The organism is Microbacterium sp. NPDC089190, from assembly GCF_040701795.1.
Lineage (GTDB): Bacteria > Actinomycetota > Actinomycetes > Actinomycetales > Microbacteriaceae > Microbacterium > Microbacterium galbum.
The window spans coordinates 108775-120401 of sequence record NZ_JBFBHF010000005.1; the positions used below are offsets into that span (position 1 = coordinate 108775).

Annotated in this window: 15 protein-coding genes; 7 read left to right on the forward strand and 8 right to left on the reverse strand. The window is 72.4% G+C overall.

What is annotated here, in order from left to right; translation table 11 throughout:
- Positions 1-3: 3 nt before the first annotated feature.
- The 3 genes from AB0230_RS16285 to AB0230_RS16295 are packed head-to-tail and all read right to left on the reverse strand — an operon-like array spanning position 4 to position 1856.
- Positions 4-489 (reverse strand): type II toxin-antitoxin system VapC family toxin, encoded by a 486-nt coding sequence (locus tag AB0230_RS16285; RefSeq protein ID WP_366376872.1) that lies wholly within the window; start codon positions 487-489, stop codon positions 4-6.
- The gene (locus tag AB0230_RS16290) at positions 396-644 is read right to left on the reverse strand and encodes a type II toxin-antitoxin system prevent-host-death family antitoxin (RefSeq protein WP_315993996.1); all 249 of its coding nucleotides are present in this window, start codon (positions 642-644) and stop codon (positions 396-398) included. Before AB0230_RS16290 ends, AB0230_RS16285 begins: the two co-directional genes overlap by 94 nt.
- Before the next feature lie 36 nt (positions 645-680).
- Positions 681-1856 (reverse strand): citrate synthase, encoded by a 1176-nt coding sequence (locus AB0230_RS16295; RefSeq protein ID WP_366376874.1) that lies wholly within the window; start codon positions 1854-1856, stop codon positions 681-683.
- 52 nt (positions 1857-1908) lie between these two features.
- Between AB0230_RS16295 and AB0230_RS16300 the strand changes: the two genes are divergently transcribed.
- Together AB0230_RS16300 and AB0230_RS16305 are read left to right on the forward strand one after the other, a co-directional pair.
- Positions 1909-2994, forward strand: coding sequence for a citrate/2-methylcitrate synthase (locus AB0230_RS16300; protein ID WP_315993994.1), 1086 nt, complete (start codon positions 1909-1911; stop codon positions 2992-2994).
- 88 nt (positions 2995-3082) lie between these two features.
- Positions 3083-4282: an MFS transporter gene (locus AB0230_RS16305; protein ID WP_363577473.1), complete on the forward strand. Its 1200-nt coding sequence runs from the start codon at positions 3083-3085 to the stop codon at positions 4280-4282.
- A gap of 203 nt (positions 4283-4485) precedes the next feature.
- Here the strand turns inward: AB0230_RS16305 and AB0230_RS16310 are convergent, their stop codons facing one another.
- Positions 4486-5373: an AraC family transcriptional regulator gene (locus AB0230_RS16310; protein WP_363577475.1), complete on the reverse strand. Its 888-nt coding sequence runs from the start codon at positions 5371-5373 to the stop codon at positions 4486-4488.
- Between the two features lie 95 nt (positions 5374-5468).
- Here AB0230_RS16310 and AB0230_RS16315 point away from each other — a divergent pair, with 95 nt between their 5' ends.
- Positions 5469-5978, forward strand: coding sequence for a hypothetical protein (locus AB0230_RS16315; protein WP_363577477.1), 510 nt, complete (start codon positions 5469-5471; stop codon positions 5976-5978).
- A gap of 4 nt (positions 5979-5982) precedes the next feature.
- Here the strand turns inward: AB0230_RS16315 and AB0230_RS16320 are convergent, their stop codons facing one another.
- On the reverse strand, positions 5983-6348 hold the full coding sequence (locus tag AB0230_RS16320; RefSeq protein ID WP_363577479.1) for a hypothetical protein: 366 nt from the start codon (positions 6346-6348) through the stop codon (positions 5983-5985).
- Positions 6349-6529: 181 nt separating this feature from the next.
- Between AB0230_RS16320 and AB0230_RS16325 the strand changes: the two genes are divergently transcribed.
- Positions 6530-7294, forward strand: a complete 765-nt coding sequence (locus tag AB0230_RS16325) for a DUF429 domain-containing protein (RefSeq protein ID WP_363388009.1) — start codon at positions 6530-6532, stop codon at positions 7292-7294.
- 38 nt (positions 7295-7332) lie between these two features.
- Here AB0230_RS16325 and AB0230_RS16330 read toward each other — a convergent pair whose 3' ends face one another.
- Genes AB0230_RS16330 through AB0230_RS16340 form a run of 3 tightly spaced genes read right to left on the reverse strand, consistent with a single transcriptional unit; the run spans position 7333 to position 9582 of the window.
- A complete protein-coding gene (locus AB0230_RS16330; RefSeq protein WP_366376877.1) occupies positions 7333-7734 on the reverse strand; it encodes an arsenate reductase ArsC in 402 nt (133 codons plus the stop codon).
- A 56-nt stretch (positions 7735-7790) separates the two neighbouring features.
- Positions 7791-8303: an N-acetyltransferase family protein gene (locus tag AB0230_RS16335; protein ID WP_366376879.1), complete on the reverse strand. Its 513-nt coding sequence runs from the start codon at positions 8301-8303 to the stop codon at positions 7791-7793.
- A gap of 1 nt (position 8304) precedes the next feature.
- Positions 8305-9582, reverse strand: coding sequence for an NAD(P)-binding domain-containing protein (locus tag AB0230_RS16340; protein WP_366376880.1), 1278 nt, complete (start codon positions 9580-9582; stop codon positions 8305-8307).
- Between the two features lie 84 nt (positions 9583-9666).
- Here AB0230_RS16340 and AB0230_RS16345 point away from each other — a divergent pair, with 84 nt between their 5' ends.
- From AB0230_RS16345 to AB0230_RS16355, 3 genes are all read left to right on the forward strand, one after another.
- Positions 9667-10032, forward strand: coding sequence for a metalloregulator ArsR/SmtB family transcription factor (locus AB0230_RS16345; protein ID WP_366376882.1), 366 nt, complete (start codon positions 9667-9669; stop codon positions 10030-10032).
- Positions 10033-10149: 117 nt separating this feature from the next.
- Positions 10150-10605, forward strand: a complete 456-nt coding sequence (locus tag AB0230_RS16350; protein WP_315993984.1) for a metalloregulator ArsR/SmtB family transcription factor — start codon at positions 10150-10152, stop codon at positions 10603-10605.
- A gap of 20 nt (positions 10606-10625) precedes the next feature.
- Positions 10626-11603, forward strand: a complete 978-nt coding sequence (locus AB0230_RS16355) for an SRPBCC family protein (protein ID WP_366376884.1) — start codon at positions 10626-10628, stop codon at positions 11601-11603.
- Positions 11604-11627: the final 24 nt, after the last annotated feature.

Below are 11627 nucleotides of genomic sequence, written 5' to 3' on the forward strand. Positions count from 1 at the left end.
GGGTCAGGCCGCCGTCAGGACGTCGACGGCGAAGTCGTGCGCGATCGCGGCGAGACGCGAGTCGTTCGTCCACAGGCGCGAACATCCCGCGTGCTGGGCGATGGCGAGGTGCAGAGCGTCCGCCGTCCGCAGACCCGGGTTCCTCGCCCGCAGGCGCGCCGCGCTCAGATAGGCGTCGGGCCCGGCCGACAACATCTCGAAGCGCTCAAAGATGCTCCACATCCGCAGCTGCGGCTCGGCGTACCCGTCGCGCATCGGACCGACCATGGCTTCGAGCATGACGAGCGGACTCGCGGCCAGGGCGGAGTCCGTCTCGGCCAGCGCCTGGCGGGCCCGGTCGCCGAGCTCGTCGTCGCGCTCGACCGCGTAGATCACCAGGCAACTGTCGACGTAGATCACGCTCCGGCGACCCGGTTCTCGGCGATGATCTCCTCGATCTGCTCGACGGGTCGCGCCAGCTCCGGCGTCAACGGATTCTCTCGCAGCCACGTCGCGACGGCGGTCCCAGGTGGTTCCGCCGCGTCGAACGGAACGATCCGTGCCACGGGAACGCCGCGTCTCGCGATGGTGACTTCTGCTCCCGATTCGACGTCGGCGATCAGCCGCGACAGGTTGTTGCGCGCCTCCAGGACGTTGTACATCATGGCCGCATCCTAGCCATGTACCTGGCTAGAACGACTCTACCGCCCCACGTATTCGCCCCTCGGGCGAAGCCGCATCGCGGGCTCGGCGTACTCCGCGGCGATGTGCGCGATCCACCCCGCGAGTCGGCCGACGACGAAGATCGTGCTCGCGGCGTCCTCGGGCAGACGGGCGGCGGACGCCAACGCGGCCAGCGCCAGATCCACGTTGGGCCGCAGGCGCGCCCGCGCGGCGACGACCTCCGAGAGCCGGTGCACGGCATCCATCGTCGCGGCCCCGTCGGGGAGAGCGGCGATGAACGGGAAGAGGGCGTCGGCGCGGTCGTCGACGTCGCGATAGAGCGGGTGGCCGAAGCCCGGGATGCCGTTGCCGTCCTGCAGCGCCTCGGCCAAGGCCCGCTCGGGGTCGAGGCCCCGGCGCACACGCGTGAGCAGCCGTGCCGTGCGCGTGGCGGCGGAGATGTGCAGGGGGGAATCCGCCGCGCCGAGGGCGGCGCTGACGGCGGCGTATCCGTCGGCGCGCGCCGACGCGGCCACACGGGCGGCGAATGTCGAGACTGCGAGGTCGTGATCGATGAGCAGCACGAGAGCCGCGTTGACGGCGGAGCTGACGGATGCCGGGGCGTTCCACGCCCGGGCCAGCGACAGCGCGATGTCGTGGTCGGGGTCACCGCCGAGGGCGACCGGGAGACCGGTGAGCAGCGTCCACCCGATGCGGTGCAGCGTGGCCGGCGAGGCGTCGTGCCGCAGGGGATCGTCGGCGGCGAAGCCGGTGAGGGCGGCGCGCAGGCGGTCCATGGCACCGGCGTGCGGCGGCAGCGCCGCCACCATTTCGCGCGCGCTCCCGATGGCGGGGTCGGGGGCATCGACGCGCTCGGCATCCCAGAGCCACGCGACGACCTCGGCGAACGGGCGGTCGACGAGATCGCGGGCGCGGCGACCGCGGTAGAGCAGCTCGTCGTCCTCGATGTCGGCGATGTCGGTGTGCACGACCCCCAGCGGCATGCCGGTGGTGGGGTGCGAGGGCGCCTGTGCGGCGGCGCGTCGCCTCCCGGTCGCGAAGGCCTCGACCTCGAGGGCGTCGAAGGTCGATCCGCGCGCGTCGCGCTCGCGGCCGAGCAGCCCGCGGGAGACGTAGGCGTACACCGTCTCGGGCTTGACGCCGAGTCGGGCGGCGGCTTGGGCGGCGGTGAGGCGGGGGAGGGGCGCTGGCATCTTGATCCGATCAACGTTGACGCTGTCGACGTCATGTTCGCACACTGAGCGCATGAGCGATCTGATCGAGGTGCCCCGCGGACTCAACGGCGTCGTGGCCGCCGAGACGGCCATCAGCGACGTCGACGGCACGGCCGGCTTCTACCAGTACCGCGGCCACTCCGCGGTCGACCTGGCCCGCACCCGCACCTTCGAGGACGTCTGGCACCTGCTCGTCGTCGGCGGGCTACCCGATGACCCGGGCGCCTTCGCCGAGCGGATCGCCGCGGCGCAGGCGGACGACCGGATGCCGCCTCTGATCGCCGCCGTGCGGGAGCACAGCGATCACCCGCTCGCGGTGCTCCGCGCGGTGTGGACGCTGGCGGCATCCCTCCGCCGCTCCCCGGCGCTCTACGACCTCGACGAGTCCGGGAGGCTCGACGAGGCGATCGCGTTCGCCGCGATGGCGCCGCTCGCGCTCGCTCCGGCTGCGGAACGGATGCCGGCGGGCCGCGGCCTCGTGTCCGACTACCTCGAGCGTGTGTCCGGCGTCGTCCCCGATGACGTGCACGTGCGCGCCCTGTCGGCCTACCTCGTCGCGGCGATGGACCACGGCTTCAACGCCTCGACGTTCACGGCTCGGGTCGTCGCGTCGACCGGGGCCGACATGGCGGCGTGCCTGACCGCTGCGCTCGGGGCGCTGTCGGGACCGCTTCACGGGGGAGCTCCGGCGCGCGCCCTCGACAGCCTCGACGCCGCGGGCGCCGACCCCGGCGCGTGGATCGCGGGGGAGTTGTCGGCCGGACGACGACTCATGGGCTTCGGGCACGCGGTGTATCGCACGGCGGATCCGCGGTCGGAGCTCCTGCGCGAGGTCGCGCGCGGTCTCGGCGGCGACCGGGTGCAGCAGGCGCTGGCGTTCCAGGCGGAGGCGGAGCGGCAGCTCGCCGCGCGGCATCCGGAGCGGCCCCTCCGGGCGAACGTCGAGTTCTTCGCCGCCGTCGTGATGGAGCAATGCGGCATCCCCCGTGAGATGTTCACGCCGACCTTCGCCCTCGCCCGGACGATCGGCTGGACGGCGCACGTGCTCGAACAGGCGCGCGACCCGAAGATCATCCGGCCCTCGGCGCGGTACGTGGGGCCGGCGCTGATGCGCTGAGGAGGGGCTCACGGTCCCCCGGACGATCGGTCGGATGCCGCGGACGAACGGCCCGGCGCGAACCACGATCGCCCGCGAGCATCGGAGGATGACCACCACCGCTCCCGTTCCCACGCCCGTCGCCGGGCCGTCCACGATGCGTTACGGCGGACTGATCGTCGTCATGCTGCTGAGCTTCCTGCTCGTCACCGCCGAGTTCCTCCCCAACGGCGTGCTCACCGAGATGGCCGCCTCGCTCGGCGTCACCGCGGGTCAGGCCGGTCAGACGGTCACCGTCACCGCGCTCGCCGGGCTCCTGTTCGCCCCCACCGTGGGGCTGCTGCTGCCGCGTCTCGACCGGCGCACGCTGCTGGTCGGCGCGGCCGCCTCGGCCACCGTCTCGAGCCTGGTCGTGGCGATCGCGCCGAGCCTGCCCGCGATCCTCGTCGCCCGTTTCCTGCTGGGAGCCGCGATCAGCGCGTTCTGGTCGATGTCGATCACGGTCGCCGCGCGCCTGTCGAGCCCCGACCGCATCGGACGGGCCATGATGTTCGGCTCCGCCGGCCTCTCCCTGGCCACGGTCGCGGGCGTCCCGATCGGGGTGGCCCTGAGCGAGGCGCTCGACTGGCGCCTCGCCTTCCTCCTCGTCGCCGTCGCGACCGCGGCCGTGGGCGTCGCGGTGCGCGTGGCGCTGCCCCCGGTGCCGCCGGCCGCGGCGTCGAGTCTCGGCATCCTGTTCGACACCCTCCGGCGCCCGGGCAACACGGGTGGCATGGCCGGGCACGTGCTCGTCGTGCTGGGGCACTTCGTCGCGTACACCTACGTGCGTCTCTCGCTCGAGCGCATCCCCGACGTCGACGCGGGCACGATCGTGCTGCTGCTCGCCCTCTTCGGCGTGGGCGGATTCGTCGGCAACATCCTCGTCGGCCTCGTCGTCGACCGCGCCTTCGCGCGTCTCGCCGTCGTCGGACCCCTCGCCATCGCCCTCGCGATCGCGGCCGTCATGCTGATGCCCGGGTCGCTCGCGGTCGTCGCGATCGCCGTCGCGGTCTGGGGCTTCTTCTTCTCGTCGTGGCTGATCATCGTCAACACGTGGGTCGGCCACCGCATGCCCGACCGTCTCGAGGCCGGCGGGAGCCTCGTCGTCACGGGGTTCCAGCTCGCGATCACCATCGCTGCAGGTGTGGGTGGCATCCTCGTCGACGCGACGAGCGTGCAGACGGTAGATGCCATCGGCATCGCGCTCCTCGCCATCGGCGCCGTGCTGTTCGGAGTGTCGGTGCGCGAGCGGCGGTCCGCTCGGCCCTGAGTCGCGGTGGAGCCGGGACCGCGAGGCGGGGTGCTCGGGGGTCGGGGCGCATTCCTGCGGGTACGGGGCGGGACGCTCGGGGTTCGGGGCGCATCCCTCCGTTCGGGGCGGCATTCTTTCGCCCCGAACGCCGGATCGCGGCCCGAACGCCGGGCATCGGGACCGCGTCCCGAACCGGGCCCGCGACCCGCAACCCCGCCGGGTCAGACCGCGAGCTCGCGCCGACCCGCCCGCCATGCCGACGGCGCGACGCCGACGTGGCGACGGAACGCCCGTCGGAAGCCTTCGTCGGAGGCGTAGCCCAGGGCCCGGGAGGTCTCGGAGACGCCGGTTCCGGCATCCAGCAGGTCTTTCGCCCGCCGCATGCGCACCTCGGTCACGTACGACGCGGGCGAGGTGCCGAACACCTGCCGGAACCGCGCCGCGAACACCGACCGCGACATGGCGCCCAGGGCCGCGAGCTGATCGATGCTCCACTCGCGACCGGGCTCGTCGATCACCGCCGAGACCACCCGCGCGAGGAAGGGGTCGTCGGTGCGGGGCGGCCAGGTCTGCTCGTGCGCGGTCGCCGCCCACGCGCGCAGCGCTGACAGCAGCACCGTCGTGACCATGAGCTTGCAGATCGTGCCGTCGCCGCCGCGCGGGCTCTTGACCTCGGGTGCCGGGATGCCGAGGTGCGCGGCCAGTCCGGCGGCGGCGGGCTCGGCACGCGCGAAGTCGCTGACGAACACGACCGGCGGCAGTGCGCGGGTGTCGCTCGTGGGGGTGAGGGCGAGCGGCACGACGGTGACCTCGGCGCCGGACTGCGACGTCAGGGTGAGGGCGTGGCATCCGAGCGAGACGACGGCGTCACCCGCGAGGAGCGTGCGGTCGCCGGCGATCGCCGCCGCGGCGCCGGACGGGGCGTCGACCGCGCACGCCGATCGCTGCGAGGCGCGGCCGGTGAGCTCTCCGGCGAGCAGGTAGACCAGCGCCGCGTCACCGCGTGCGAGGGTGAGCCGATCACCGGCCGCCAGACGTTGCCGCCGGGCGTGGCCGGGCGACACGTCGATGCGCGAGAAGGCGCGCTCGAGGGCGTGCGACGGTGTCATGTCACGGTCGAACCCGCCCCGAGGCCGGGGTATTCCACGGTGACGCCCACCTCACCCGACTGGCACCACGGAGCCGCCTGGCCGAGGATGGAGGCATGCGATCCCCCCGCCCGCTGCTTCTCGCCGCGCTCGTCGGAGCCGGCCTCGTCCTCTCCGCCTGCACCGGCCCGACGGCATCCGAGCCCGCTCCCGACGACGGCGCTCCGACCGCCTCGGCCGCCGCGAGCCCCGTCGCCACGGCGTCGGCATCGCCCGATACCGGGCCGGTCGAGGCCTTCCGGTTGTGGTGGAGCGCTGTGCGTGCGGCCGACACCGTCGCGGCGTGCGGCGCACTGACCGACCCCCTGCAGCAGCGCATGATCCAGGAGTACAACGACGCGCTCGGCGCCGGCATCACCGACTGCACCACGTTGGTCACCCAGACCTCGGCGATGTATGCCGCGACCGGAATGTCGGCCGACGTCGAGGTGCAGGTCGTCTCCCAGACGGCGACCGAGGCGGTCCTCGACGTGGCCTACGACAGCGGCGACTGCGGGACGGTGCACCTGGATCGCTCGAGCGGAGCGTGGATGCTGACCGAGCTCAGCCGGGAGTGCGCCGGCTGACGCGTCAGGTCAGCAGTTCGCTGAAGAACCCGATCGAGATCGAGAGCAGGCCCGCCGCGACCCCGGCGATGAAGCCGGCGGCGGCGAGTTCGCGCGCCATGCGCGCGTTGAGGCTCAGGATGCCGCACACGAACGACACCCCGGCGAGAACCCACATGCCGATCTGGATCCACGGCAGCTGGTCGATCTCGGCGACCGTGCGCGCTGTCGCGATGAACAGGTACCAGGCGATGACGATCACCCCCGTGACGATCGCGATGATCGAGACGGCCCTCAGGTCGCCCTTCGGGGTCGGGGGAGCGGGTGGCTCGTCGCGTGGCGGGACGCCGGTCGCCGGTTCGAGCGAATCGGGGAGATCGTCGTCTGCCATGCGTCGATCCTCCCAGGTCATCGCGCGGATCGGCGATGTCTTGTCAGGTGCGTGCGGCCGTGATCTCGCACATCGGCGGTGCTCTCACACCGGGCGGAGGTTCTGCGAGACCTCGGCGGGTCGGCGAGCTCGGGGCCTCGACGCCGTGCCGTCGCCCCCGGCGTGACCTAGGCTCCTCCCGATGAGAACCGTCGGAGTCGACCTCGCCGCGGGAGCGCCCGGCACCGCGCTCGCCGAGATCACCTGGACGCGGGATCGTGCCGTGCTCGAGCGCCTCGACATCGGGATGACGGATGCCGACATCGTGGCATCCGTCCGCTCCGGCGAGGCGTGGCTCGGCGTCGACTGCCCGCTCGGCTGGCCCGACGCGTTCGTCGACTTCATCGGTGCGCACCATGCCGCCACCGATCCGCTGCTCGGACCGGTCGAGGGCCACGCCGACTGGCGTCGGCCGCTCGTCTACCGCCACACCGACCACGTCGTGCGCGAGCGCATCGGGCGCTGGCCCCTGAGCGTCTCGACCGACCGGCTCGGCGTCACGGCCCTGCGCGGCGCGGGTCTGCTCCGCCGACTCGCCGCCGTGGGATTCCCCGTCGACCGCGCCGCCGAGGGGCGCCTCTTCGAGGTCTACCCCGGCGGCTCGCTGCGGCTGTGGGGCTTCGACACCGCGGGATACCGGGTGGATGCCGCCCGCCGGGCGATCCTCCTCGATGCGGTGCGCGAGCGAGCGCCGTGGTTCGATATCGGCGATTTCGCCGCGCTGGCGATCCGCAAGGCGGACGCCTTCGACGCCGTCATCGCCGCCCTCGCGACCCGCGCCGGGGCGCTCGGGCGGTTCTCGCCCCCGGCATCCGACATGCTCGCCGTGGCGCGGCGGGAGGGATGGGTCGTGCTGCCCGACGGGCCGCCGGAGGGTTTGATCGACGGTCTCTCAAGCAAAGGCTAGACATCTCGCCTTTGCTACGAGGGCGAAGTCCCCGGACGTCAGGCCCCGGACAGGCTCGTGATCAGCCCCTCGACCCGCGTCTTGATCTCGTCGCGGATGCGGCGCACGGCATCGAGGTCCTGACCGGCGGGGTCGTCGAGTTCCCAGTCCTCGTAGCGCTTGCCGGGGAAGATGGGGCACGCGTCGCCGCAGCCCATCGTGATCACGGCGTCGGAGGTCTTGACCGCGTCGACGGTGAGGATCTTCGGCTGATTGGCCGAGATGTCGATGCCCTCTTCGGCCATCGCGGCGATCGCCATCGGGTTGATCGAGTCCTTCGGCGCGGATCCGGCCGAGAGCACATCGACGCGGTCACCGGCGAGCTCCTGCAGATAGCCGGCGGCCATCTGCGAGCGGCCGGCGTTGTGGACGCAGACGAAGAGGACGGTGGGGCGGGTCATGATCTCGTCATCCTTCTCGGTCGAGGTGAACGGTTGGTGTCGTACGGGCGGAAGGGTCACTCGCGCCCGTTCATTGCACTGCGGCGTTCGATCAGCACGGTGTCGCGCCACTGCCCGGCCCACGGGCCCACTGACGATCGTGCGATGCGCTCGCGTCGTCCGATCTCGCGGAAACCGAGGCTCTCGTGCAGGCGGAGGGATGCCACGTTCTCGGGGAACACGCTCGACTGGATCGTCCACACCCCGTTCATCTCGGCCGTGGCGATGAACGCGCGCAGCAGAGCGGCGCCGAGTCCGCGACCGTGTGCGCGTCCGGCGACGTAGACGGAATGCTCGACGACACCCCGATAGGCGGCGCGCGTCGACACGGGCGACGCCGCCACCCATCCCACGACGGCGTGCGTGTCGTCGACGGCGACCAGTCGGCCGAACCGCGTCTTGGCCTGCTCGAACGCGTCCCACGTCGGCGTCTCGCTCTCGAAGGTCGCGTTGCCGCCCGCGATGCCCTCGCGGTAGATGTCCTCCACCGCCGCCCAGTCCGCGCGTTCCAGCGCCCGCACGAGTGTCATGTCAGCAGCACCCGCCGGCATCCGTCGAGCACACGCCCGTGGCCGGCAGCGTCAGCTCGACGCGGGAGGCCGAGGCGAGGTCGCCGGCGAGCCAGGCCGTGATCGAGCGCACCTGTTCGTATCCCGTGGCGAGGAGGAACGTGGGCGCCCGACCGTACGACTTCATTCCGACGAGGAAGAAGCCGTGCTCGGGGTGCGTCAGCTCGCGGAAGCCGTGCGGTTCGACCGTGCCGCACGAGTGCACGTTGGGGTCGATGAGCGGGGCGAGCAGCCGCGGCGCCTCGACGACGGCATCCAGGTCGGTACGGATCTCGCGCAGGGGCGCGAGGTCGGGGCGGAACCCCGTCGCGTTCACGACGATGTCGGCGGTGACCTCGGCGGGATCGCCGCTGCGCGATCCGAAGAGGCGGATGCCGTGCGGCAGCGCCTCGACGCGGCCGATCTCGAAGGAGTCGATCTTCTCGACGGCGCCGGTCTCGACGTACCGGTCGACGCGTGCGCCGAGCTGCGCGCGACCGATCAGCTCGTCGTCCACGGAGGAGGACACGCGCACGGCGCCCGCGTTGCGGATGAGCCAGGTGACACGGGTGCCGGGGGCGTCGCGCTGGAGGCGGACGAGCGAGATGAGCGTGTTCGCGGCGGAGTGACCGGCGCCGACGACGACGGTGTGCTGACCGGCGAAGCGTTCGCGCTCGCGGCCGAGCACGTCGGGCAGGGCGTGCGAGATGCGCGCGTCGTCGATGGCGGGCAGACCCGTCGACAGGAGCGAGTTGGGCGTGTCGTACGTGCCCGAGGCGTCGAGCACGGCCCGGCCGAGGATCTCCCCCTCGGTGGTGCGCACGAGGAACGGCGTGTTCTCGCGGTCGGCGGAACGGGTGCGATCCATCCCCTGGCGGGCGACACCGGTCACGCGGGCGCCGTAGCGCACGTGGGCTGCGATCCGGGGCAGCGCGGCGAGGGGCCGGAGGTAGTCGTCGATGAGCTCGCGGCCCGAGGGCGCGCGCCCCGCGGCCGGCATCGTCCAGCCCGTGGCCTCGAGCAGGTGGCGGGCGACCGGGTCGACGACCTCGCGCCAGGCCGAGAACAGGCGGGTGTGGCCCCACCGCTGCACCGCGGCGGCGGGACCGGATGCCGCCTCCAGCACGGTGAAGGCGATGCCGCGGTCGGCGAGGTGGGCGGCGGCGGCCAGGCCCACCGGACCCGCCCCGATGATGATGACAGGGAGGGTCGCGAGGCGGTCGGTCACGCGCGGTCGCGGCGTGAGGGTGAGCGTCGACATGGGGCTCCTCGTGCATCGATGGCTGTCGATGCCCCATCGTGCACCTACCTATCGATGGATGTCAATATCGACTACTGTCGATGCATGACCTCGCTGCCGCTCGTGGAGTCCGCCGCCTGCTGCGTGTCCTCGGGGGGCGCGCCGATGTCGGTCGACGACGCCGAGGGGCTCGCCAGGCGGTTGAAGGCCCTCAGCGACCCGACGCGGCTGCGCCTGCTGTCGATCGTCGCGGGCGCCACCGAGCAGGAGGCGTGCGTGTGCGACCTCACGGATCCGGTCGGCCTCTCGCAGCCCACGGTCTCGCACCATCTGAAGGTCCTGACGGAAGCGGGGTTCCTCTCGCGCTCGAAGCGCGGAACCTGGGCCTACTACCGGCTCGTCCCCGGCGCGCTCGACACCGTCGCGGGGGTGCTGTCGCGGCAGTTCGCGGCGGTGCCCCCGACGCGCTGACGCGCGGCCGCCGCCTCGGTGCGACGCGGTGCTGTGAATGATCCCACCGCGCCGCCCGACCCTTTTCCTCGAGACGGCTCTTGTCTATAAGGCAGGCACGCGCTAACGTACAACCAAATGGTTGAACAACAGACCGACGCCGACATCGACCGGGTGTTCCACGCCCTCGCCGATGCCACGCGGCGCGACATCGTGCGGCGCACGCTCGTCGCCGAGCAGTCGGTGACGCAGCTTGCCGCGGCGTACGCGATGTCGTTCGCGGCGGTGTCGAAGCACATCGCCGTGCTCGCCGAGGCGCGGCTCATCACCAAGCGCGCGGAGGGGAGGGTGCGACTCGTGCGTGCCGACCCCGCCATGATCGCCCGGGCCCAGCGGCTGCTCCGCTCGTACGAAGACCTGTGGCGCGGGCGCATCGACCGGCTCGACGCGTTGCTCGACGCGGACCCGGGTGCCACGGCATCCCCCGTCGACTCGTCCGCTGTCCGGGCGCCTCGAGCGGGCGACGCAGCCCCGCACCGCGGGACGTCCGCGCCCGCGGCGTCCAGCCCCCCGCCCGACACCCCCACGCCCTGAACCGACGAAGGAGTACGTCCATGCCCGTCACGTCCGTCGAGAGCGACACCGAAGCGCTCACCATGACCCTGGTCGCCGACTTCCCGGTCGGCCCCGAGCGGGTGTGGGCCGCGTTCACCGACCCGCGCCAGCTCGAGCGCTTCTGGGGTCCTCCGGGGTGGCCGGCGACGTTCACCTCGTTCGCGTTCGAGGCGGGTGGTCGCGCCCGGTACGAGATGCGCAGCGCCGGCGGAGAGGTGGCCCGCGGCAGCTGGCGGTTCGTCGACATCGAGGCTCCGCGCGGGTTCGAGGTCGTGGACTCCTTCGTCGACGAGGAGGGCGAGGCCATCCCCGGGATGCCGTCGATGCGCATGACCTTCGCGTTCGAGGCCACCGAGGCCGGCGCCCGCCTCACGAACGTCACGTACTTCGACTCGCTCGAGGCCCTCGAGCAGCTCATCGACATGGGCGCCGTCGAGGGCGCGACCCTCGCGATGAACCAGCTCGACGCGGTGTTGCAGGGGCTGCGCGAGTTCGCCCAGGGCAAGGGCACGCGACTCGAGATCCTCGACGACCAGCACGTGCGCATCACCCGGCTCATCGAGGGACCGCGCGAACTCGTGTGGCGCGCGCACCTCGATCCCGACCTCATGCGGCGCTGGATGCTCGGCCCCGACGGCTGGCGCATGTCGGTCAGCGAGGTCGACCGCGTCGAGGGCGGCCGCTACCGCATCGCGTGGGAGCCCGAGCCCGGCACCGAGGGCGAAGCGTTCGGCTTCGACGGCGAGATCCTGCTGCTCGACGAGCCGCGGCGCATGGTGCAGACAGAGCACATGACCGGCACCGACCTGCCGACCACGGTCAACGACCTGTCGCTCTATGAGGAGGACGGCGCCACCCTCGTCACTCTGCTGATCGAGTATCCGGATGCCGCCACTCGCGACGCCGTGCTCGCCACGGGCATGGTCGACGGCATGGAGGAGAGCTTCCGGCGGATGGAGCGCGTGGTCGTGGGGTGAGCGCACGGATGCCGCGGCGTCGGG